The organism is Undibacterium sp. GW821-FHT11H02 (assembly GCF_058808015.1).
The window spans coordinates 205,496-228,458 of the sequence record NZ_JBXARG010000004.1 but is presented as its reverse complement, the minus strand read 5'-3'; the positions used below and the strand labels follow the sequence as shown (position 1 = coordinate 228,458).

General features: G+C 45.4%; 19 protein-coding genes. 7 read left to right on the top strand and 12 right to left on the bottom strand.

Annotation, left to right across the window (positions count from 1 at the left end):
- Positions 1–40 precede the first annotated feature (40 nt).
- On the top strand, positions 41–949 hold the full coding sequence (locus tag AC1RR2_RS06265; RefSeq protein ID WP_493221439.1) for a LysR family transcriptional regulator: 909 nt from the start codon (positions 41–43) through the stop codon (positions 947–949).
- Between the two features lie 92 nt (positions 950–1,041).
- Here AC1RR2_RS06265 and AC1RR2_RS06260 read toward each other — a convergent pair whose 3' ends face one another.
- The gene (locus tag AC1RR2_RS06260) at positions 1,042–2,760 is read right to left on the bottom strand and encodes a methyl-accepting chemotaxis protein (protein ID WP_493221438.1); all 1,719 of its coding nucleotides are present in this window, start codon (positions 2,758–2,760) and stop codon (positions 1,042–1,044) included.
- A gap of 273 nt (positions 2,761–3,033) precedes the next feature.
- Complete coding sequence (locus tag AC1RR2_RS06255) at positions 3,034–3,237, bottom strand: cold-shock protein (protein WP_186889194.1); 204 nt, start codon at positions 3,235–3,237, stop codon at positions 3,034–3,036.
- A 339-nt stretch (positions 3,238–3,576) separates the two neighbouring features.
- Between AC1RR2_RS06255 and AC1RR2_RS06250 the strand changes: the two genes are divergently transcribed.
- Together AC1RR2_RS06250 and AC1RR2_RS06245 are read left to right on the top strand one after the other, a co-directional pair.
- Complete coding sequence (locus AC1RR2_RS06250) at positions 3,577–4,020, top strand: hypothetical protein (protein WP_493221437.1); 444 nt, start codon at positions 3,577–3,579, stop codon at positions 4,018–4,020.
- Positions 4,017–5,015: a CapA family protein gene (locus tag AC1RR2_RS06245; RefSeq protein ID WP_493221436.1), complete on the top strand. Its 999-nt coding sequence runs from the start codon at positions 4,017–4,019 to the stop codon at positions 5,013–5,015. Before AC1RR2_RS06250 ends, AC1RR2_RS06245 begins: the two co-directional genes overlap by 4 nt.
- A gap of 117 nt (positions 5,016–5,132) precedes the next feature.
- On the opposite strand, the gene AC1RR2_RS06240 is transcribed toward AC1RR2_RS06245, so the two are convergent.
- From AC1RR2_RS06240 to AC1RR2_RS06220, 5 genes are all read right to left on the bottom strand, one after another.
- Complete coding sequence (locus AC1RR2_RS06240; RefSeq protein WP_493221435.1) at positions 5,133–5,417, bottom strand: 2Fe-2S iron-sulfur cluster-binding protein; 285 nt, start codon at positions 5,415–5,417, stop codon at positions 5,133–5,135.
- Between the two features lie 35 nt (positions 5,418–5,452).
- On the bottom strand, positions 5,453–5,749 hold the full coding sequence (locus AC1RR2_RS06235) for an SCP2 sterol-binding domain-containing protein (protein ID WP_493221434.1): 297 nt from the start codon (positions 5,747–5,749) through the stop codon (positions 5,453–5,455).
- Positions 5,750–5,770: 21 nt separating this feature from the next.
- Positions 5,771–6,424, bottom strand: coding sequence for a class I SAM-dependent methyltransferase (locus AC1RR2_RS06230; protein ID WP_493221433.1), 654 nt, complete (start codon positions 6,422–6,424; stop codon positions 5,771–5,773).
- A gap of 85 nt (positions 6,425–6,509) precedes the next feature.
- Positions 6,510–7,451, bottom strand: a complete 942-nt coding sequence (locus AC1RR2_RS06225) for a CysB family HTH-type transcriptional regulator (RefSeq protein ID WP_493221432.1) — start codon at positions 7,449–7,451, stop codon at positions 6,510–6,512.
- Positions 7,452–7,647: 196 nt separating this feature from the next.
- Positions 7,648–8,637: a fumarylacetoacetate hydrolase family protein gene (locus tag AC1RR2_RS06220; protein WP_493221431.1), complete on the bottom strand. Its 990-nt coding sequence runs from the start codon at positions 8,635–8,637 to the stop codon at positions 7,648–7,650.
- Positions 8,638–8,895: 258 nt separating this feature from the next.
- Here AC1RR2_RS06220 and AC1RR2_RS06215 point away from each other — a divergent pair, with 258 nt between their 5' ends.
- Complete coding sequence (locus AC1RR2_RS06215) at positions 8,896–10,494, top strand: methyl-accepting chemotaxis protein (RefSeq protein ID WP_493221430.1); 1,599 nt, start codon at positions 8,896–8,898, stop codon at positions 10,492–10,494.
- A gap of 11 nt (positions 10,495–10,505) precedes the next feature.
- Positions 10,506–11,048 (top strand): GNAT family N-acetyltransferase, encoded by a 543-nt coding sequence (locus AC1RR2_RS06210; protein WP_493221429.1) that lies wholly within the window; start codon positions 10,506–10,508, stop codon positions 11,046–11,048.
- Between the two features lie 12 nt (positions 11,049–11,060).
- On the opposite strand, the gene AC1RR2_RS06205 is transcribed toward AC1RR2_RS06210, so the two are convergent.
- Both AC1RR2_RS06205 and AC1RR2_RS06200 read right to left on the bottom strand, forming a co-directional pair.
- Positions 11,061–11,528: a cyanophycin metabolism-associated DUF1854 family protein gene (locus AC1RR2_RS06205; protein WP_493221428.1), complete on the bottom strand. Its 468-nt coding sequence runs from the start codon at positions 11,526–11,528 to the stop codon at positions 11,061–11,063.
- Position 11,529: 1 nt separating this feature from the next.
- Positions 11,530–13,803, bottom strand: a complete 2,274-nt coding sequence (locus AC1RR2_RS06200; RefSeq protein WP_493221427.1) for a cyanophycin metabolism-associated ABC transporter — start codon at positions 13,801–13,803, stop codon at positions 11,530–11,532.
- Between the two features lie 409 nt (positions 13,804–14,212).
- On the opposite strand from AC1RR2_RS06200, the gene AC1RR2_RS06195 reads away from it, so the two are divergent.
- Both AC1RR2_RS06195 and cphA read left to right on the top strand, forming a co-directional pair.
- Complete coding sequence (locus AC1RR2_RS06195; RefSeq protein ID WP_493221426.1) at positions 14,213–16,393, top strand: cyanophycin synthetase; 2,181 nt, start codon at positions 14,213–14,215, stop codon at positions 16,391–16,393.
- Positions 16,394–16,493: 100 nt separating this feature from the next.
- Positions 16,494–19,064, top strand: coding sequence for a cyanophycin synthetase (gene cphA, locus AC1RR2_RS06190; protein WP_493221425.1), 2,571 nt, complete (start codon positions 16,494–16,496; stop codon positions 19,062–19,064).
- A gap of 74 nt (positions 19,065–19,138) precedes the next feature.
- Here cphA and uvrB read toward each other — a convergent pair whose 3' ends face one another.
- The 3 genes from uvrB to AC1RR2_RS06175 form a co-directional block, all read right to left on the bottom strand.
- Positions 19,139–21,232, bottom strand: a complete 2,094-nt coding sequence (gene uvrB, locus AC1RR2_RS06185) for an excinuclease ABC subunit UvrB (RefSeq protein ID WP_493221424.1) — start codon at positions 21,230–21,232, stop codon at positions 19,139–19,141.
- A 195-nt stretch (positions 21,233–21,427) separates the two neighbouring features.
- Positions 21,428–22,624, bottom strand: coding sequence for an AI-2E family transporter (locus AC1RR2_RS06180; protein WP_493221423.1), 1,197 nt, complete (start codon positions 22,622–22,624; stop codon positions 21,428–21,430).
- A 46-nt stretch (positions 22,625–22,670) separates the two neighbouring features.
- Positions 22,671–22,829, bottom strand: coding sequence for a DUF3309 domain-containing protein (locus AC1RR2_RS06175; protein ID WP_493221422.1), 159 nt, complete (start codon positions 22,827–22,829; stop codon positions 22,671–22,673).
- Positions 22,830–22,963: the final 134 nt, after the last annotated feature.

Sequence of the window (22,963 nt, the reverse complement as noted above, 5' to 3'; positions counted from 1 at the left end):
GCAAAAAAAGCGCGAAAAATCACTCTGGCGGAGATAAAGCATGGACCAATTTAAACAAATTTCGACTTTTGCAGAAGTCGCCACGCGCGGTAGCTTATCTGCTGCCGCCCGTGCTGAAGGCGTTGCGCCTGCCATGATAGGCCGACGACTCGATGCTTTAGAGGAAAGGCTCGACGTTAAACTTTTACAACGTACGACCCGTAAAATTGCCCTGACTATAGAAGGCGCTGCTTTTTTGGAAGACTGCCAAAGAATTTTGGCAGAATTGGAAGAGGCGGAAACCTCGGTCTCAGAACGCAGCGCCAAAGCCAGCGGTCAACTAACGATCTCAGCACCTGCCGGTTTTGGCCGGCAACATGTGGCACCTCTCATTCCCAACTTTCTGGCCGAGCATAAAGAAGTCAAGTTGACCTTAAATTTAAATGACCGTGTGGTCGATTTAATTGGTGAAGGCGTAGACGTGGCGATACGGATTGCCGCTTTGACTGATTCCAATTTAATCGGCGTCAAATTGGCGGACAATAAGCGGGTGGTGGTGGCCTCACCTGACTACATTAAACGCCACGGCCGCCCCGTCACCTTGGATGATTTGCATCATCACAATTGCCTCACTTTCAGTAGTGACGGTAGTCAGCGTGGCTGGACTTTCCGTGACAATGGTAAGAATGTTTTGCGCAAAGTCGAAGGCAATATGGTATGCAACGATGGTGCCGTTTTGCATGATTGGGCCTTGTCCGGCAAAGGACTGGCGTGGCGCTCTATGTGGGAGGTGGGGACGGAGATTGAAGCAGGTAAACTTGTTACGGTGCTCGACGAATTCAACGCGCCAGGCAATGACATCTATGCGATTTTTGCACAACGTCGTCATTTGCCTTTACGGATTCGCGCTTTTGTCGACTTTTTACGTGCATCGTATAGCAAACCGAATTACTGGCAACCGAAGGTTTGAGTCAAACACAGCGAACTTTGTCGCAATAAAAAAGCAGGCATTTTTTTGCCTGCTTTTTTACATCCTAAGCTTATGAACAACTTATGTCGAAATCAGAATTCTTCCCAATCTTGATCGGGTGCGGTTTGCTTACTCGCCTTAGAAGAGCCCGTAGTCTCATCTGCTATAGATCTTAGGGGTGCTTTCTTTGCTGCAGATTTACGCGCAGCTGCTGGTTTCGCAACGCTTACTGCAACGGGTGCTGAAACCCGTTGTTGAGCGCCATCATTCGCGTTCAATTTGAAAATACTCACTGCTTGATTCAAATTATTTGCCTGATCTTGCATACTGCCTGCCGCCGCCGCCGCTTCCTCTACCAAGGCAGCATTTTGTTGAACCGCTTCATCCATTTTCGAAATGGCGATATTGACCTGAGCAATACCATCACTTTGTTCAACACTGGCCGCGGTAATTTCAGCCATGATATCGGCCACGCCCTTGATCGACACCACAATTTCATCCATGGTTTGTCCGGCATCATCAACTAAACGTGATCCCGTATCAACTTTGCTCACGGAATCATTAATCAGCTCTTTAATTTCTTTGGCTGCGCTGGCGGAACGTTGTGCCAAACTTCTAACCTCAGAAGCTACCACCGCAAAACCGCGACCTTGCTCACCTGCACGTGCCGCTTCGACGGCCGCGTTCAATGCCAAAATATTGGTTTGAAAAGCGATGCCATCAATCACACCGATGATGTCAACGATTTTCTTCGAGCTATCTTTAATCGAATTCATGGTGTGCACCACATCACCGACTACTTGACCACCTTTAGTTGCTACCGTCGATGCCTTCAATGCCAAGGTATTTGCCTGTCGAGCATTGTCTGCATTTTGCTGTACCGTGGAAGTTAATTCCTCCATCGATGACGCTGTTTCTTCTAAGCTAGCCGCTTGATTTTCGGTACGCGAAGAAAGATCCATATTGCCGCTAGCGATTTCTTCTGAAGACACTGCAATAGAGGAACTACCTTGGCGCACAATCGTGACGGTTTGCACCAGATTTTGTCGCATATTTTCCAATCCAGTCAGTAACTGTCCCATTTCATCATTTGATTTGGCTTTAATTTGCATTGATAAGTCGCCATTACCAATCGCCTCGAACTGTTGCAACACGAATTGCAAAGGATGAGAAATTGCGGCCAGCAAAAAGTAAGCCGACACCGCAACCGCCAGCAATCCTGCTAAAACGCCGAGAATATCGACCCACATAAAGATCTTAAACGCAGCCTGATTATCTTTTAGCATTCGCTCGGCGAGCTTGAACTGGTAATCGTTAAGCACAGTCATTTTGTCCGAATAGATACGAAATAATGGTGGCAGTTTTTCCATATTTATTCGATCTGCTTCATCCTTATTTCCCGCTTTCAAAGCTTCAAACATGGGCGTAAACGCTTCTTTCAGAAACTTATCGCGGGCTACCTGCACCTCATCACTCAATTTTTTTTCTTCGTCTTGTGCGGGCAAAGCCATATAGGCTTTCCAACGATCTTCTGATTCTTTAAGAAATCCTTCAACCCTCTTGGTATTCTCTGCATTGTCACTAGCATCAGGGTGGGCAATTGAGCGGTCAATTGCAGTCCGCGCACGCAATAATGAAACACGTGAATCGCTCAAAGCATCAAGCGACGGCATTTGGTTGGTGAATAACTCATTAATTGTCGAATTACTATTTCTAACACCAATGATACCCATGGCACCACCGATGGCGAGCATGAGGCCCATGAACATCATGGTTGCAATCAACCTAAACTTGATTGTGACATTAAACATAAATTGGTCTCCGACTGGATTTTTTGATTAAATGAGTTTGAGTTACTTGGCCAACGCGTAAAAATAAGTCAGTTGCCTCAAATCAATATTGATTTAACACAAAACAAGTATAGTTATCTTTCACGAGCTAGTGAAGGTAAATTCATCACTTACCAAAAGAAATATCCTTTGAGCAACAATAACTCTTAGTTGACAAAATAATGGGCGAAAAAAAACCCAACCGAAGGTTGGGTTTTTTTTCAGCGACTTTTACAAGCCATCAAAACTATCAAATTAGATAGCTTGGATGTTAGATGCTTGTTTGCCTTTAGGGCCTGTAGTCACGTCGAAAGAAACACGTTGGTTTTCTTTCAAAGACTTGAAACCTGCTGATACGATTGCTGAGAAATGTGCGAACAAATCTTCGCCGCCTTCGTCAGGTGTAATGAAACCAAAACCTTTAGAATCATTGAACCATTTTACAATACCTGTTGCCATTACAATTTCCTATTTCAGTTAATGTGGGCATGTGCCCGATAGATCGTTTCAACCAAGCAAGAAATGACAGACTGATACTGCACTGCTACCTAGAATCTCAACGATGGGCTCGATTATACGCACAATTTCTTAATAAAGTAAATTTTAAACTGAAAGTTCAAAAAATCGTTGCATTTTGGCATTTTTTACCATTTTTATGCCTAGCAATTAAACAATTCTTGGCCGCTCTATCTACCTACCTCATTTTTTTCGAGGATATTCGCACAAACACAAACTGCTTGCTAGGATTTTTAACTCATCAACACTACACTAGCGGCTCACTTTCTTCTCGTCAAAAAAATGAATGACAATTTTATCCCCAGCAGCTACACCCAGCTGTTTCCAAGCGCACTAGTGGTATTGCTTTGCGCAGCCGGACTCGTGCAAGAAGCAAACGCAACGAATTCACCAATATTACGTTGCGCTGTCACCTATGCGGGAAGCACGCATACCATTGAATCGAAACTTAGCAAAGATCCCTATCAAGCAACGATGCACGACATCGGAGGACGCTTTAGTTTTAAGGCAGTCATGATAGGCGAACGAAATAACATCGAATACATCAAACTCTATGCCTATCTGCAAGGACGCGATATCGACACAATCATTCATCAGGCCACTTATCATCCGCCATTCTTCCCCGCAAAGAAGATGCGAGTATTGACCCCCTATAATCACTTATATGCGGGCGAAGTCGAAAGAGAAATGCAATATCAATGCAGTTTGGGATGGGTCAATAAATGAAAAAAATAATACCGCTGATGCTTGTTGCATTTAGTTTAAACACACTGTTACCTGATTTTTCACTGGCTCAAAAACCGACTAAGCAAGTCAGCATCGTCTTTGTCGGCGATATGGTGTTAGACGATTTGCCTGGCAAAGCTATAGAGCAAGGGCAAGATCCGTTTATTGCTTTTTCTAACATTCTTAATAGCGCAGATTTACGCATAGCCAACTTAGAATGTGTGATTGCTACTACCGGAAAAGCCGCCGAAAAGAACTTTACCTTCCGAGCTCATCCACGGGTAATTCCTTTATTGAAAAAACATTTCGATGCCATCTCACTAGCAAACAATCATTCGGGTGACTACGGCCCGCAAGCATTCACCGAAATGCTTAGCTTACTGAAAGAACAGCAAATGCCACATTTTGGTGGTGGCAACAATCTAAGCGAAGCACATCGTCCCCATATCATAGAAAAAAATGGTCTACGAATTGCCCTACTTGGCTATGACGAATTCATGCCGCGCAGCTTTGAAGCGAATATCAACAAAGCCGGTGTTGCCTGGAGCGAAGATGAACAGGTGGTCGCCGACATTAAATATGCACGTCAACACTATCGCGCAGACATCGTCATTCCATTTATGCACTGGGGTTGGGAAAATGAAATGAAGGCGAATAAGCGGCAGCGCGAGCTCGCCAGAATCATGATCGATGCAGGTGCAGATGCGGTGATCGGCGGTCATCCGCATGTCATTCAAGATACCGAAAGCTATAAAGGGAAGCCAATTATTTACAGCATAGGTAATTTCATGATGGATGCGCTAGACAATGAGGCACAAACTCTAGGCTGGGCGGTTCGATTACACTTAGACCAAAACGGTGTACAAGCCTGGGATACAAGGATGGCGAAGATTAATAGTGATGGTATTCCCAGCCCCATGCCAGAAGCCAGTAGCCCTTGCTGGAATAAAAAAAATGATCAATTAAAGTCGTGCAAGAATGCTGACCTGAAATAGACTGACTTCAAAGCAAAAAAAGATCATGCGCTGGACATGATCTTTTAAAATTGAAGTGAATTAGTTTCTGCTTGTCTGCAGGCTGGATTTCACCAGCAGCAGGCAAGTCAGATCAAGCTATAGCGCACTACTTAGCACTAAATTCGTTAAAATCAAATTGCTTAATGGTTTGGCGACGCATGGCAAAATACTTCCTTCTGACTTTTCATCAAAACTCAAACTTGGCCATTCCACGATATATTCAACTTCACCACTTTGCATTTGACATAAACATGTCCGGCAACTGCCATTTCGACAAGAATTAACCAGCACCAAGCCTTGTTTCAATGCTGCTGCAAACACTGTTTCGCTAGCATCACAAAGAAATTCTCTATCGTATTTAGGTAAATAAATCTTAAACATTGTGCTCTACAAACCGCTGAAACTTCCCATGGAGATTACACGACTTTTTGCAAACGCATAGCAATGCTCATATCGCCCGCGAGTTTCAATTTGCCACTCATAAATCCATTCACAGGCTTGAGCTGCCCGGCCAGCAAAGCAGTTAAGTCTTCCAGTGACAAACTCACTGTACAGTCCGCTTCTCTGTCTTGATTGTCGACCACATGTGGATTGATCAAAGCGTCCACAAAAATAACGCCCTCAGTTCCGCAATCAAATTTCAAGCACGCATTTAAACTGCTATTTTGACCCAATTTATTGCGAATTTTTTCTGTACAAGTCTGTAAATCCATCGTCATTCATTCATCAAAAATTTATTTTAATACGCAAGTCAACATCCAAAAGAACTCATTGCGACTCACCCGAATATCACGTGCAATTGTCGCAAACTTCTTTTTCAAATAACTATCAGTAGGAAAATTTTTAATGACTTCGACGCGGCTACCATCAGGCAGTTCTCGAATTTGATAAGTGTTACCATCACTATCTGTTCGTGCTGTCGGCCGCGTGAAATCTTCAACCACATTGTCATCGATCAAAACCAACAAACCACCCGATCCTAAAGCTTTACGAATATTCGCCATCGCGGAATTATATTCGTCGCGACGTATATGCGACCACATACCACCAGCAAAGCAGGCGCTGAATTTTCTACCTTCTGGCAATGTAAGGTCATGCCAATCAGCGATCGCAAACTCAACTTTGCCCTCAGGATAATCATGATCCTGCGCCAAATCCAACATAATTTCATTGATATCTGTCGCCAATACCGATTTCGCGGCGTCAGCAAAATGTTGAGTCCAATAACCTGAGCCACAAGCTAGCTCCAACACATCATGATTGGCCAAAGCTTCACTGATATGTTCTGCTGCCGCATATGCATCTTCTTCTAGATCTGGCTCCTGATATTTTTCATCAAAGCTCTCAGCGCATTGCGCATAATAATTGGCTAGGGCTTCACGCTTCATTTCATTCTTTCTCTTAATGATTTCAGTTTTACTGAAATCTTCATTTCTAAATTTTTCGTCTGCCGTGATTCAACTCGACATCGAATCACAAATCGTAATTATCTTTTCCGCCCTGCATCACTTGATCGATCAACTTACGATTCATCGTCGGTGACAGCATCTCGATAAAGGTGTACATGTAAGTACGTAAGTAAGCACCCTGTCTGACCGCGACCCGCGACACATTCATGCCAAACAACTGTCCAACAGGGATCGCGCGCAAATTCACATCACGCTCAGCATCAAACGCCATACCAGCAATAATGCCGACGCCCATGCCTAGTTCGACATAAGTCTTAATTACGTCAGCGTCTATCGCTTCCAATAAGACATCTGGCTTTAATTGGCGTACCTCAAAAGCATGGTCAATTTTGCTGCGACCTGCAAATGCAGCGTCGTAGGTAATCAAAGGATAACGGGCAATGTCTTCTAAGGTGATGCCTTTCAATTTCAGGAGAGGATGATCAGGTGCGACCACCACCACATGCTCCCACTGATAACAAGGCATAGACACCAAACCATCAACGCTGGTAATCGCCTCCGTCGCAATCGCAAGATCTGCCTGATCACGCATGACCATTTCTGCAATTTGTTTCGGGCTACCTTGCAATAGCGATAAACGCACTTTAGGATATTTCTGCATGAAAGCCTGCACGATCTTAGGCAAGGCGTAACGTGCTTGCGTGTGTGTGGTTGCAATCGTAAAACTGCCGCTATCTTGCGCTGCAAATTCTTTACCGATGCGCTTTAAGCCATCAATCTCTTGCATGATCATTTCAACCGATTTCAACACTGCACGTCCAGGTTCGGTCAAACCACGAATACGCTTGCCGTGACGGGCGAAAATATCGACCCCCAATTCTTCCTCAAGTTCGATGATCGCTTTAGAAACACCAGGTTGCGAAGTGAATAGCGCCTTCGCCGCCTCTGTAAGATTGAAATTTTGTCTGACCGCTTCGCGAACGAAACGCAATTGATGAAGATTCATGCAGGATCCTAGAGTCAGGGTAAAGTTGGCTTATCGATGCGATTGTTCATCGAGCTACTTATTTATCGGTATAAAGCAGCATTTCTTTATACGATAAAAATTAACTTTACCCAGTTTATATAACTGCAGCAGTATATAGACTCAGGCTATGAATTTCTAGAAAAAATCAAAATTCATCGCCAAAACCCGCGAATCTTTAGTTTTTAAGGTATTCGACCACGCTTTGTTCAATTGCTCCAAATATTGATTTACCGTTTTTATCCAGCATCTCAATCCGAATCTTATCGCCAAATTTCATATATTCAGTGCTGGCTTCGCCATTGGCTATCATTTCCAAGGCACGTTTTTCTGCGATGCAGCTATAACCTTTTTTGGGATCTTTATTTGAAACCGTACCTGATCCAATAATAGTTCCAGCTCGAGCATTCCTCGTTTTACACAAATGGGTAATCAATTGTGGGAAAGAAAATACCATATCCACGCCCGCGTTCGGTTGCCCTACCAGCGTGTCATTCCAGGTTGAACGCAGCGCTAAATGCACTTTGCCATCTTTCCAAGCTTCACCTAATTCATCTGGCGTAATCGCCACTGGCGAGAAACTCGACGCAGGTTTGGATTGAAAAAAGCCGAATCCTTTTGCCAGTTCGGCAGGAATTAAGTTGCGTAAAGAGACATCATTCACCAACATCAATAAGCGGATATGTTCTTGCGCATGCTGCACCTTAACACCCATAGGCACCTCCCCCGTCACCACGGCAATTTCACTTTCAAAATCGATGCCCCACTCTTCCGACATTAAAGCGATATCGTCCATAGGTCCGATAAAATCATCGCTCCCGCCTTGATACATTAAAGGATCATGCCAAAAACTTTCTGGCATGTCGGCATTACGTGCTTTTCTCACTAACTCCACATGATTGACGTAGGAAGAACCATCCGCCCATTGGTAAGCTCTTGGTAATGGCGCCATGCATTTTTGCGCATCGAAATCGAAACTATTAATGCCTCTTCCAGCGTTCAGGCGTTCATATACTTCATTGAGTTGCGGTGCAATGAAATTCCAGTCATCCAGAGCATGCTGCATAGTAGCCGCGATTCCGTCGGCAATCTGGGCTGTTTTCAAATCACGGGAAACCACAATCAACTGTCCATCACGCGTGCCATCTTTAATTGTCGCTAATTTCATATTTTTTTGCTATTGAGTCAAACGTTAATAAATTACCCACCGAATCGGCGATACAAAACGCTAAGGTCACATTGTACCGCGCAGCTACTGTTGGATTTTCATGTGCGCTGCAATAATTTATTTCTAGAGATAAATAAGTCTGTGTATTATTGAGCAGATGTGCGATTTTGCGATCGTCGTAAACAGTAGATCAGTATGGGCGCTCGCCTGCATAGAGTGTGACGTTTTTAAATTTTGCTCAGTATAAGGAGTAAGGAAATGCATTTAAATTCCATCATGATTCGGACTCGACTGTGGCTAGGCTTCGGCAGCTTATTGGTGATTATGCTGTTAATGGCGATGTTTAATGCGACCCGGCTAAATGCGATTGCCAATCAAAACGAACAAATGCTAGATCAAAATGTCAGCAGCCTCGAAAGCGTCTTGGAAGTCGCACGTCTTATGCAGGAGAATGGACGACGCGTTTCGGCCTTGTTTCTCACACGCGACCAAAATTTGCGCAAGGAGCACTACCAGGCAATTGATGTCAATAAAAAGAACATAGGCCAGCTTCTCGAAAAACTCGCTAAACAAGACAGCACGCCAGAAAAGAAAAAGCTCATAGAAACCGCGACCAAATCAAGAGGCGCTTTTGTTGCGTCATTTATGAAGGCAGCAGACTCCTTGGAGTTAGATGACATTGAAGCCGCCGAAAATCAAATGAACACCGTCGTTTTCCCTGCACTAACTAAAGCGACAGCTGACATGAAAGCATTGGTTGATTTCGAGAGAAATCAAATGAATCAAGAAAGAACTGCGATCAAAAGTGATGTCAGTTTCTCCATTAAACTTATGATTGTATCTGGTCTGATCGCGACCGCGATCTGCGCCTTATTGGCCTATTGGATCACACACTCAATTACGACACCTCTGAACGAAGCAATTCAAGTGGCGACCAAAGTCGCCAATGGCGATTTAACTGCAAACATAGAACACAAAGCGCAAGACGAAACTGGCATATTATTGGATGCCCTGGCTCACATGAATCAAAATTTAGTGCAGACGATACAGCAGGTCAACTTTAGCGCAGAAACCATTGCGACCGCCTCTGGTCAAATTGCCGCTGGCAATGCCGACTTATCATCGCGCACCGAATCACAGGCAAGCTCACTCGAAGAGACCGCCTCTTCGATGGAAGAATTAACCTCGACCGTTAAACAAAATGCAGATAACGCACGTCAAGCCAATTCACTTGCCTTGAAGGCATCCGATGTAGCAAGCAGAGGTGGCGAGGTCGTCGGTAACGTTGTGCACACCATGAATTCCATTAAAGATAGTTCGAAGAAAATCGTCGATATCATTGGTGTCATTGATGGTATCGCATTTCAAACCAATATATTGGCACTCAATGCTGCAGTGGAAGCGGCACGAGCCGGTGAACAAGGTCGAGGCTTTGCCGTAGTCGCCTCTGAAGTTCGTAGTCTGGCGCAGCGTTCTGCCGGTGCTGCCAAGGAAATTAAGGAACTCATCAATGACTCTGTATCCAAAGTCGATGTGGGCGCTCAATTAGTTGACGATGCGGGAAAAACCATGGGCGAAATAGTCGCCTCGGTGAAATACGTTGCCGACATCATGGCGGAAATTACGGCCGCCAGCCAAGAGCAAAGTGCCGGTATTGAAGAAGTCAATCTGGCAATCACCCACATTGATGAGATGACACAGCAAAATGCGGCATTGGTAGAACAAGCAGCAGCCGCCGCCGAAAGCATGCAAGAACAAGCCCATTCTTTATCGCAAGCCGTTGCCTTTTTTCAGTTACATCCAGCACAATCTAAAACTGCAAAATCAGCTCGAAGTCTGTTGTCACATCAGGCCTAGGAGCCGCTCAATTGTCTACTGAAATTATATTCAACACCGCACGCCTAAATCTCAGAACTTTGGATTCAGGCGATGCCGAATTCTATCTGGAACTGGTCAACGATCCTGGCTTTATCAAAAACATTCGTGACAAAGGTATACGTAGTATCGAGGAAGCTGAACAGGCAATACACACAGCACATCGTGAAGTACAAGAAAGATTAGGCTTTAGCTTATATCTCGTGGAACGCAAAACAGATAAAGCCGCTATCGGCTTATGCGGTTTAGTACAACGGGAAGATTTGCCGGGAATTGATATCGGCTATGCCTACTTGCCACAATACGCTCGCCAGGCATATGCGCTAGAAGCCAATATAGGCTTATTGAATTACGCGAAAAACACTCTGAAATTGGAACAGCTGTTAGCGATCGTCTCTCCGCATAACCTGGCATCGTCTAATCTTCTTGAAAAACTAGGTTTTCAATTACAAGAAACGATGCCCTGGAAAGAAGGTGGCGAAGTCAAATTATTCAAACGCTCACTTTTAGAGCCATTGCCTGATTTTAAAATTTAGGGGCAGCCTCTATCATAAAAACCGATCCAGAATTTTGCGGCTATGTTTATCAATCTCAAACATATCCCGGATCAAGAAATGTATGCCGTGATTGTCTGCAATTAACAAAGATTCTTTACCGATACGGCGAATATCTTCATCGCCTTTCAAAACAAAATTGGTATCGCCCCTATCGGTCTTCACATACCAAGTGCAAGGCGTTGCAAAGCTCGTGACACTAACAATTTTCGAGATTTCGGGCATAAACTCACGCCCTTCTAACTCCTCGGCAATCAACTCACGAACGGCAGTTGGCAAGTCAGCCAAGTGATCTATCCACGCCACTTCAGCACCATTTTCTTTAACTAAAGAAATTCCCGCATCCGGCGATTGAATCGGAAAAGCACGTACCGGACGCACATCCACATGATCTGCACCATCGACATCGGTCAATACCAATTGACGAAAATTATTGCGTCGTAACTGAAACGTCGTCGTCATTTTATTCACCTCCCACAGCAAGCGCTGCAGCATTACGAGCCTGCGCTTCATACAATTTAAAATACGCGCCCCGTTTGGCCATCAAGTCGTCGTGACTACCAACCTCTACCACTTCGCCCCGATCTAAGACAACCAGACGATCCGCTTTATGCAAGGTGGAAAGGCGATGCGCGATCGCTATCGTGGTACGACCTTTGACCAGATTATCCAGCGCTTTTTGGATTTCTTTTTCAGTTTCCGAGTCCACTGATGAAGTTGCTTCATCCATGATTAAAATTCGTGGATCAATCAATAAGGCACGCGCAATTGAAATTCTTTGCCGTTCACCACCGGACAAACCTTGACCACGTTCACCGACCATAGAGTCGTACCCCTGCGGCAAACGCAAAATAAATTCATGCGCGTGTGCTGCGCGCGCTGAAGCGATAATTTCTTCACGCGTAGCGTTCGGCTTGCCATAAGCAATATTGTCTGCAATCGTTCCAAAAAATAAGAAGGGTTCTTGCAATACCAGACCAATATTGCTGCGATAGTCAGCGACCGCAAAAGAACGAATATCGACACCATCAAGCAAAATCGCGCCCTCTGCCACATCGTAAAAACGGCAAATCAAGTTCACCAAAGTACTCTTACCTGAGCCACTGTGTCCAACCAAACCTATCATTTCACCTGGCTGAATATTCAAACTCACACCACGATTAACGGCACGATTACCATAACGGAAACCGACTTCGCGCAACTCAATCTGGCCTTTGACTTCTTTGATTTTGACCGGGTTTTGTGGTTCCGGCACACTGGAAACATGGTCAAGAATATCGAAAATACGTTTTGCCGCCGAAGCCGATTTCTGAGTCACGGAGACGATGCGACTCATGGAATCGATACGACCATAAAAATTACTAATAAAAGCGACGGCGGACACCAAAGCACCTACGGTAATTTCATTATGTGACACTTGCCAGATACCAAAACCCCAAACGACTAAAATACCAATATCGGTCAAAAAAGAAACGATAGGTGAAAATAGAGACCAGACTTTATTTAACTTATCGTTGACGGCCAAGTTATGTTTATTCGCATCACGGAAACGCGTTGCTTCGCGCTGTTCTTGCGCAAAAGCTTTAACCACACGAATACCAGGTATTGTGTCAGCGAGTACATTGGTGACTTCGCCCCAGACTCTATCAATTTTTTCAAAACCTGTGCGCAGACGATCACGTACCAAATGAATCGCCCAGGCAATCAAAGGCAAGGGCAAGAGAGTCACCAAGGCCAACTTCGTATTAATCTGCAATAAAAATGCAGCGGTCATAATAAACATCAAAACATCAGTAGCAAAATCTAATAAGTGCAAGGATAAATAAACACAAATCCTATCGCTTTCACTACCAATACGCGACATCAAATCGCCGGTGCGCTTGCTGCCAAAATACTCCAAAGAGAGTTTTAGCAAATGCTCATAGGTGGCAGTACGCAAATCCGCGCCAATGCGCTCGGACACCAAGGCCAAAATATAAGTTTTACCCCAGCTCAATAACCATGCCAACACTGCTGCACCAAATAATCCACCGATATACGTCGCGACTAAAGCCGGATCCACGTGTTGACCATTTTGGTAAGGGATTAAGACTTCGTCCGTGAGCGGTTTGGTTAAATAACGCGGGATCATATGCGCTGCAGTACCCAACAGCATCAAGGTAAAACCTATTGCCAGTGACACTTTGTAGGGACGAGCAAAACGCCACAATCGGAACAAAGTCCAAGTCGAAGGCGGCGTATGAATGACTTTAGTACAAACCGGACATTCCTCTTGCTCTGGTTCCAGGATTGCTTTGCAACTTGGACAGATATTTTGTTCAACATGCTCTGGAATTTTGCCCGTGATATGTACTTCTAATTGCTCACGGAAGCTATCCATCAGACGGATGACTAATAGATTTTGGCCCAAAGTAAAACGCCAATGCGCCAACAATTGTGCCTCATCTGATAATTCCAAATGTCCTACGCCCGCGTGATCATGATGATGCATTTGCAAACCTTGGGCATACGACCACGACGCCCAGTTTTGAGCTTTGGGCGTTTTTGACAACAGGCGTTGATTGGTAACCACGATCAAACCTTGTTCAAACCTGAGCTTGGCGTCAAGATCGGTTTCAACTGCATTCAATATTATTTCATCTTGCCTTAATTGCAAACTCAATTCTTGTACCCAAGCCTGCGGTAAATTGGTCACTGAATTCGCAATAGTCAATGTTGCTGTTGCTGATGTTGTCATCGTCAAACAAACTCCCGGGAGACGTTTTCTGGCACAAATGGAAAACGCGAGAAAAATTAAAAAAACCGTATTTTTTTGTTATTCACACATAAATTGGCAGGCAAATCATAGGCAAAATCCAATAAAACTTTAGGAGAATGCATCATGCAGTATGACTGAAACGACAAATTACGGTATTCTGTCGAAAGGGAAACAAGATCATGCACAACCCATGCACAATACCTACTTTCGTGTTTGGTAAGAAGTATACCAGCAAGCTTTAGAGAGATAATTTCAAATTTGCTTAATTTAACACCGCCTGTCGGCTGAAATGACTTAATTAGCGTTATTACCTGATCTTGAAACGATTGACTTCCAAGAAAAATTAAAGCGAATAGCGACTTCTCTATTCAATAATAAATTGACATTCATGACTACAAAAAAGAAAGACATTACTCCGCTGCGTACTTCTCATTTGCGCGGACCGAATATTTGGACTTATCGTCCCGTCATCGAAGTTTGGTTAGATATTGGGGAATTCGAAGAACTCCCTTCCAATAAACTCCCCGGCTTATACGAACGTCTGACCGAGCGACTGCCAGGCCTGCGACAACATCGCTGTGGCGTCGGTGAGGTCGGTGGTTTTCTGGAGCGCCTCAAAGAAGGTACTTGGGTTGGTCATATTCTCGAGCATGTCGTGTTGGAACTACAAAACATGGCGGGTATGCGCACTGGATTTGGTCAAACCCGCTCAACCCATGTCGAAGGCGTGTACAAAATGGCCTTCCGCACACGGCAAGAACAAGTAGGTCGGGCAGCGCTTAGTATGGGGCGCAATCTCTTAATGGCTTTAATCGAAAATCAAAACTACGATTTTGATGCCGAACTACTCAAATTACGCGACATGGTCGATGATTTATGTTTAGGCCCCAGTACCGCACATATCGTCGATGCCGCTACCGAGCGCAATATCCCCTCTATCCGTTTAACTGAAGGTAATCTGGTGCAACTGGGTCACGGTGCTGCACAGCGCCGCATCTGGACAGCAGAAACTGACCGTACCAGCGCGATTGCAGAAAGCATCGCCAGTGACAAGGACATGACGAAGTCGCTTTTAAAAGCTTGCGGCGTCCCGGTACCAGATGGCAGCTTGGTACGTAGTGCGCAAGAAGCTTGGGAAGAAGCTCAGGATATTGGCTTACCAGTCGTAATCAAACCTTATGATGGCAATCATGGTCGTGGCGTGACTTTAAATTTAATGACAGAACCTGAAGTCATCGCAGCTTATGAGTTAGCCGCTCGCAAAGGTGATAGCAAGAGCGTCATAGTTGAACGTTACATCACAGGCAACGAACATCGCTTATTGGTGGTTGGTAATCAGCTAGTTGCTGCGGCTAAAGGTGAATCGCTTTGGATTATCGGCGATGGTCGGTCCAACATCAATGAATTGGTTGCACAACAAATCAATATCGATCCACGTCGTGGCGAAACTGAAGAATTTCCCTTAGGCTTGATCAAACCTGATGTCAGTGCAGAAATCATTTTGGAACTTAAGCGCCAAGGCATGGATGCCCAATCAGTGCCTGCTGATAAGCAAAAAGTTTTGATACAGCACAATGGCAATGTCGCGATTGACGTAACGGATGAAGTTCATCCAGAAATCGCCCGCATTGCTGCTTTAGCGACCCGTATCATAGGACTCGACATTGCTGGCATCGATTTAGTCTGTGAAGATATTTCTCAACCGTTAGAACAACAAGGCGGTGCGATTATTGAAGTCAATGCGAGCCCAGGCTTGTTATCACACTTAAAACCAGCCGTAGGCAAACCACGCGATATAGGCTCTGCCATCATCAAACACTTATTTGGTCCGGTTGATAATGGTCGCATTCCTATTGTCGGCGTGGCTGGCAGCAAAGGAACTAGTTTAATTTCGCGCTTGGTATCGAGTATGTTGAGTATGAGTGGTAAATACTCAGGTGTTGCCTGCGCAGATGGTCTCTACTTAGATCAACGTCAAGTTGTTAAAACCGACTGTACTTCTTGGGATGCGGGTCAGCGCCTATTACTCAATCGCAATGTACAAACGGCGGTGTTCGAAACCAATGCTAAACGTATTTTAGTTGATGGTTTAGCTTATGATAAATGCACAGTGGGCGTTGTGACTGATTTGGACGGTATAGAGAATTTATCAGATTTCTACCTAACCGAAGCAGAACAGATGTTTAAGGTCATGCGCGCCCAAATTGACGTGATACTGCCGCATGGTTGCGCTGTGATTAACGCCGACATCAGCCAAGCTGAAGCGCTGGCGAAATTGTCGGATGGCGATGTCATTTACTATGCCAACTCTAGTCAAAATGCAGCTATAAGCACTCATTTAACAAACGGAAAACGCGCAGTATTCTTACGTGACGAGTGCATCGTGTTGGCGACTGGTAAAGAAGAACTTAGTTTACTCGCACTTTCTTCACTCAAAACCAGCAAGGCGGAACAACCGGAAGCCATCATGGCTGCCATTGCAGCTGCTTGGGCTTTAGATATTGCACCCGATTTGATCGTTGCCGCTTTACGTAATTTCGATTCGAATCCGCCGAAAAAACAATATTAAGACCATGATGGCGTAGACGTCGTCGGCGTTAATGCGACGGCGTTACCAAACTAATATAGTAGACATTTTGGCGTTTGCGCCGTAGATAGGATAAAGGTTTATGGAAGTTTCACGAATCAGGGCTTTACGTGGCCCTAACCTCTGGAGTCACCACACCGCGGTTGAAGCGATCGTACGCTGCACGCCGGAGGAATTATCGATCAATGAACTACCCGAATTTGAAACACGCCTGCGTGCCCTATTCCCAGAAATTGGCCCACTGCAAGCGACGGGTCATGATGACGCGATTCCTTTGGCGCGCGTCTTTGAATTAGCGGCCTTGGCATTACAAGCACAAGCAGGTTGTCCGGTGACGTTTAGTCGTTGCACACAAACTTTGGAAGACGGTATTTTTCAAGTGGTAGTAGAATATTCAGAAGAAGACGTAGGTCGCCTGGCATTCGAACTGGCTGAGCAATTGTGCAAAGCTGCCCTTGAAAATACAAGTTTTGACTTAACGTCCGCCTTAAACCAATTACGCGATCTGGATGAAGACTTACGCTTAGGGCCATCGACTGGCTCTATCGTTTATGCAGCAGTCGCTCGCAATATCCCTTATCGTCGCCTTACCAGCGGTAGTTTGGTGACTTTTGGTTGGGGCAGTAAGCAACGCAAAATTCAAGCCGCCGAAATGGATGGCACCAGCGCCATTGCCGAGGCCATCGCGCAAGACAAAGAACTGACAAAAAAATTACTTGATGCGGCTGGTGTACCGGTGCCTTTAGGGCGAACCGCGATAGATATGGAAGATGCGTGGAACATCGCGCAAGAAATTGGTTTACCGGTTGTCGTTAAGCCTAAAGACGGCAATCAAGGTAAAGGCGTTACCGTCAATGTCACCACACGCGAACAATTAGAAGCTGGTTATATCGCGGCAAGTGAATTCCGTGATGATATTTTGGTAGAACGCTATTTGCCTGGCAATGATTTCCGCTTACTCGTCATCGGTAATAAATTAGTTGCCGCCGCTCGTCGTGATCCGCCACAAGTGGTTGGCGATGGCACACATTCTGTTCGTGAATTAGTTGAACAAGTGAATAAAGATCCACGTCGCGGTAGTGGTCATGCGACATCACTGACTAAAATCCGTTTCGACGACATCGCGCTGGCAAGCTTGGCAAAACAAGGTTATACGGCAGACACGGTGCCTTCCAAAGGCACGCGCGTTGTTTTACGCAATAACGCCAATCTTTCAACTGGCGGTTCCGCCACCGACGTCACTGACGACGTGCACCCAGAAGTTGCGGCACGTGCCGTCGCCGCAGCACAAATGGTGGGCTTGGATATCTGTGGCGTAGACGTGGTCTGCGATAGCGTTCTAAAGCCGATAGAAGATCAGAATGGTGGCGTAGTCGAAGTCAACGCGGCACCTGGTTTGCGCATGCACCTATCACCCTCCTTCGGTAAAGGTCGCGCAGTCGGCGAAGCTATCGTTTCCGCCATGTTTGCAGATGGCGATGATGGTCGAATTCCAATTATTGCGGTTACAGGTACTAACGGCAAAACCACCACGGTACGCTTAATCGCCCACTTATTGACGACCAGCGGCTTACGTACTGGAATGACGAATACGGATGGCGTGTATGTAGAAGGTCGCCAAATCGATAGCGGCGATTGCAGCGGCCCACGAAGTGCGCGCAATGTGTTGTCCCACCCCGATGTAGACGCAGCCGTATTTGAAACAGCACGTGGCGGTGTCTTGCGCGAAGGTCTTGCCTATGATCGTTGTAAAGTCGCAGTCGTCACTAATATCGGCTCAGGTGATCATTTAGGTTTAAATTACATCACAACTGTTGAGGATTTGGCGGTACTAAAGCGCGTGATCGTACAAAACGTGGCGGATAACGGCGTTGCCGTTCTAAATGCAGCGGATCCTATCGTCGCGGGCATGGCCAGCAATTGTACCGGTGCCGTCACCTTCTTCGCTACTGATAGCCAATTGGCGATCATGGCCGCACATAGAGTTCAAGGACATCGCGTCGTATTTATAGAAAACGGTGATCTGGTTGCAGTAGAAGGTAAACTCGTGCAAAGAATTCCACTGTCAGAAATCCCGATTACCCGTAACGGCACAATAGGTTTCCAAGTCGAAAACGTTATGGCATCGGTGGCAGCAGCGTGGGCAACCAATATTAGTTGGGACTCGATTCGCAAAGGCTTAAAAACCTTTATGAATGATAGCGACAATGCGCCAGGACGCTTCAATGTATTCAATTATCGCGGTGCGACTTTGATCGCCGACTACGGTCACAATCCCGATGCGATTACTGCTTTGGTACAAGCCGTAGAAAGTATGCCTGGCAAACGCCGCTCGGTAGTTATTAGTGGTGCGGGTGATCGTCGTGATCAAGATATTCGTCAACAAACTGAAATTCTAGGCAATGCTTTTGATCAAGTGATTTTGTACCAGGATCAATGCCAGCGTGGTCGTGCCGATGGTGAAGTCGTTGCCCTTTTGCGCTCTGGCTTGGCAAATGCGAAACGTACCACCGACATCCAAGAAATCAATGGTGAATTCATCGCGATTGATACTGCACTATCAACATTAGGCGAAGGTGATTTGTGTCTGATTTTGATTGATCAGGTAGAAGAGGCGTTGGCACACATTGCAAAACGGATTGCTGAAGCTTAAGACTTTTCAGACTTAATTTTCGGAAATGATAAAAAAAAGCCGGAGCGATCCGGCTTTTTTATTGTCGTTGAATTTTAACGTCCCAGAATAGACGCTACGTTGTCATGTCCACCTGCACCGAATAATTGTTCCTTCAACACCGCCAACTGATCGCGCACTTTGGCAGCCTGCTCAAACTCGAGATTTTTGGCATGATCGAGCATTAATTTCTCTAAGCGCTTAATTTCTTTACTGATCTGTTTCTCACTCATCGCTTCGTACTTCGCTTGCTCCTGCGCGACCATTAAATCATCGCGCGCTACTTGAGGGTTGTACACGCCGTCGATGATGTCCTTAATCTTCTTATTAATACCGATAGGTGTAATATTGTTGGCAGTGTTAAATGCTATCTGTTTAGCGCGACGGCGTTCGGTCTCATCGATTGCACGACGCATAGAATCCGTCACTCGGTCTGCATACAAAATCGCCGTGCCGTTCAAATTACGTGCTGCACGACCTATGGTTTGAATCAGACTACGCTCTGAACGCAAAAAGCCTTCTTTATCCGCATCCAAAATCGCCACCAATGACACCTCAGGCAAATCCAAACCTTCGCGCAGTAGGTTAATCCCGACCAGGACATCAAAAGCGCCAAGACGTAAATCACGCAAAATTTCGACACGTTCAACAGTATCGATATCACTATGCAGATAGCGAACCTTGACACCGTTATCACCTAAAAATTCGGTCAGTTGCTCTGACATGCGCTTGGTCAAAGTCGTCACCAAAACCCGTTCATTGAGTTTCACGCGCAAGGTAATTTCATTCATCAAATCATCGACTTGCGTTAACGCTGGACGCACTTCTATACGTGGATCAACCAATCCGGTCGGACGCACCACTTGCTCAACCACCTGATCAGCGTGTTGCTTTTCATAGTCAGCAGGCGTAGCCGAGACAAATACCGTCTGCCGCATTTTGCTCTCAAACTCTTCAAATTTCAGCGGCCGATTATCGAGTGCAGACGGCAGACGAAATCCATAATCCACCAAATTGGTTTTACGTGAACGGTCGCCGTTGTACATCGCATTGAGTTGCCCCGTCAGCACATGTGATTCATCGAGGAACATGAGAGCATCTGCCGGCAAATAATCGACCAAAGTCGGTGGCGGCTCACCCGGTTTTGCACCGCTCAAATGGCGCGAATAGTTTTCAATGCCTTTAGTAAAACCGATCTCCGCCATCATTTCCAGATCAAAGCGCGTACGTTGCTCTATGCGCTGCTCTTCTATCAATTTATTTTCGCGACGATAAAATTCTAAACGCTCGCGCAATTCTTCTTTAATCGTTTCTATCGCCCGCAAAACCGTTTCACGCGGCGTCACATAATGCGATCCCGGATAGACAGTAAAGCGTGGGATCTTTTGCTTAACTCGTCCAGTCAATGGATCGAACAAAGCAATACTTTCAACTTCATCATCGAACATTTCCAAACGCACCGCGAGTTCAGCGTGTTCTGCAGGAAAAATATCAATCGTATCGCCGCGCACGCGGAAGGTACCACGTCCGAAATCGACTTCATTACGCGTGTACTGCATCTGTATCAAACGCGCGATCACATCACGCTGACTCAATTTGTCCTTGGCACGCAAGGTCAGAATCATTTTATGATATTCGTTAGGATTACCAATGCCGTAGATTGCCGACACCGTCGCCACAATAATGACATCACGGCGCTCCATCAAGGATTTGGTACACGACAATCGCATTTGCTCTATATGTTCATTGATTGCAGAATCCTTCTCAATAAACAAGTCGCGCTGAGGCACGTAGGCTTCTGGCTGGTAATAATCGTAGTAACTGACGAAGTACTCGACGGCATTGCGTGGGAAGAATTCTTTAAACTCACTATAAAGCTGTGCGGCCAAAGTTTTATTCGGTGCAAATATAATCGCAGGCCTACCAGTACGGGCGATCACATTCGCCATCGTGTAGGTCTTACCTGAACCTGTTACTCCCAGCAAAGTTTGAAAAAATAGACCGTCATTGATCCCCTCCACCAATTGCGCAATGGCAGTTGGCTGATCACCCGCAGGTTCAAATATTTGACAGAGTTGGAATGGCGAATCAGGAAAAGTGACGAATTTCGCCTCACCATCTTCCTGAACTACAGAGAGTAAATCACTCATGGAAAAAACCTTAGAAAAAGGCAATAGGGCCGATATGCCTATAGCCAATTATCTTAACACGAGCCCGAATTAAGAGCTTTCGGGCGGAATTAGTGGCGAGCTGGAAGCTTGAACAAAAGCGATAACAAGCCCGCGTCAGCACCATTATACTGTACATTCAATCAGTTATTAAATTAGTCTAATTAATTGACTGCACTATTCTGCTAACAATTCCGCCACAAACTCCAAACCCTCCAGACGCTCTGCTATCACCTTCAAAATCACAATCATAGGCACACCAAGCAACATCCCCCAGACACCCCATAACCATGCCCCAAATAAGAGACTAACAAATACCGCGACAGAATTCATTTTGGCAATACGACCTGTCATCCATGTCGTAACCACAGTGCCTATCAAGCTGGCAATTCCTATGGTCAAACCTGCGACTAACAAGAGCATTTGCAAAGACTCAAACTGCAAAAATGCGGCTAGACCTATTACTGCCGTTGCGATTAGAGAGCCGAAGTAAGGCATGATATGAAGCAAACCTGCAGCAACCGCCCAAGCACCGGCATTTTCCACGCCGATTAAGTGCAACATCAGCCACATACAAAGAGCCAACATGACATTGGTTACCAAAAGCATGAACATATAATTTTGAATCGAGGTATTAATCTCATCCAAAATATGTACGGTAATCTTTTTTTGATGCAAAGAAGGACCGGTCAGCTTCACTAACTTACGTTTGAATGTATCACCGGATAACAAGAGAAAAAACACCAAGAAGATCACCATTGTCGCTTGTCCGACAAACCCCAACATACCAAGCGATCCTGCCCACACCCAATCAATTACCTTAAAACCAGCAATCTCAGCGGCAACCACTTTCTTTGCGGGACGAACAGAGCTTGAACCAGAATTTGCGGCACGAACGATTTCGGTGGCGGCACTTTGCATTTGCTCTATTGCACCGGGTTGCCCATTGGGCGTCGTTTCGATCAGGCGAGATAACTTGTGACTAGCTTCAGGTAAGGCTTCAATAATCGATACAAACTGACCTTGCAAAGCAATAGCGATACCGATTCCACTCGATAACAATGCTAGAGTCACCAATACCGTACTCAACATGCGCGGCATTTTCAGTGCTTGCAAGGCCCTCACTAATGGGTTAATCGTATAGGCTATAAAAATTGCCAAAATGAGCGGAACCAAAAATTTCTGCGCCCATTGCAGAGCAAATACGAACGTAATACTCGCGATTAGACCCAATGCCAATCCACGCGCATTCACATGAATTGGTAAAGTCGCAGGTGTTTTTTCCGAAGTCAAAGCCGTGCTAGCTTTCTCAGCATCTGAAACCGAATTACCATTTTCACTGATTACGGCCTCTACCGCTAATATGGGTAACATAAGCTTTTCATCTATTTCTGTTTACACGTTGTGATTGGCTTCGCACCTAGATACGCCCCATCAACAACAAAATCAACAAAATGATAAAAACCAAACCCAATCCACCACTAGGACCATAGCCCCAGCTACGACTATGCGGCCATCTTGGAAATGCACCGACCAACATTAGGATCAAAACAATTAATAAAATAGTGACAATACTCACGGTAATTTCCTTCACAAAAGTAAATACAGCCACATTAAAACTGGAATAGAGATTGTGGTCAGTGCCTTACCGCACACAAGGCTTGCATTCAAGCGTATTTGATATTTAGCAGCCAAGCTGCACCGATTCACTGA

Excerpts from the sequence above, each read along its gene's own strand:
- AC1RR2_RS06205 (WP_493221428.1), bottom strand. The coding sequence starts at position 11,528 with ATGACGACGACGTTTCAGTTACGACGCAATAATTTTCGTCAATTGGTA.
- AC1RR2_RS06180 (WP_493221423.1), bottom strand. The coding sequence starts at position 22,624 with ATGTTACCCATATTAGCGGTAGAGGCCGTAATCAGTGAAAATGGTAAT.
- AC1RR2_RS06215 (WP_493221430.1), top strand. The coding sequence starts at position 8,896 with ATGCATTTAAATTCCATCATGATTCGGACTCGACTGTGGCTAGGCTTC.
- AC1RR2_RS06195 (WP_493221426.1), top strand. The coding sequence starts at position 14,213 with ATGACTACAAAAAAGAAAGACATTACTCCGCTGCGTACTTCTCATTTG.
- uvrB (WP_493221424.1), bottom strand. The coding sequence starts at position 21,232 with ATGAGTGATTTACTCTCTGTAGTTCAGGAAGATGGTGAGGCGAAATTC.
- cphA (WP_493221425.1), top strand. The coding sequence starts at position 16,494 with ATGGAAGTTTCACGAATCAGGGCTTTACGTGGCCCTAACCTCTGGAGT.
- AC1RR2_RS06245 (WP_493221436.1), top strand. The coding sequence starts at position 4,017 with ATGAAAAAAATAATACCGCTGATGCTTGTTGCATTTAGTTTAAACACA.
- AC1RR2_RS06265 (WP_493221439.1), top strand. The coding sequence starts at position 41 with ATGGACCAATTTAAACAAATTTCGACTTTTGCAGAAGTCGCCACGCGC.
- AC1RR2_RS06220 (WP_493221431.1), bottom strand. The coding sequence starts at position 8,637 with ATGAAATTAGCGACAATTAAAGATGGCACGCGTGATGGACAGTTGATT.
- AC1RR2_RS06255 (WP_186889194.1), bottom strand. The coding sequence starts at position 3,237 with ATGGCAACAGGTATTGTAAAATGGTTCAATGATTCTAAAGGTTTTGGT.
- AC1RR2_RS06260 (WP_493221438.1), bottom strand. The coding sequence starts at position 2,760 with ATGTTTAATGTCACAATCAAGTTTAGGTTGATTGCAACCATGATGTTC.
- AC1RR2_RS06240 (WP_493221435.1), bottom strand. The coding sequence starts at position 5,417 with ATGTTTAAGATTTATTTACCTAAATACGATAGAGAATTTCTTTGTGAT.
- AC1RR2_RS06235 (WP_493221434.1), bottom strand. The coding sequence starts at position 5,749 with ATGGATTTACAGACTTGTACAGAAAAAATTCGCAATAAATTGGGTCAA.
- AC1RR2_RS06225 (WP_493221432.1), bottom strand. The coding sequence starts at position 7,451 with ATGAATCTTCATCAATTGCGTTTCGTTCGCGAAGCGGTCAGACAAAAT.
- AC1RR2_RS06200 (WP_493221427.1), bottom strand. The coding sequence starts at position 13,803 with ATGACAACATCAGCAACAGCAACATTGACTATTGCGAATTCAGTGACC.
- AC1RR2_RS06230 (WP_493221433.1), bottom strand. The coding sequence starts at position 6,424 with ATGAAGCGTGAAGCCCTAGCCAATTATTATGCGCAATGCGCTGAGAGC.
- AC1RR2_RS06250 (WP_493221437.1), top strand. The coding sequence starts at position 3,577 with ATGAATGACAATTTTATCCCCAGCAGCTACACCCAGCTGTTTCCAAGC.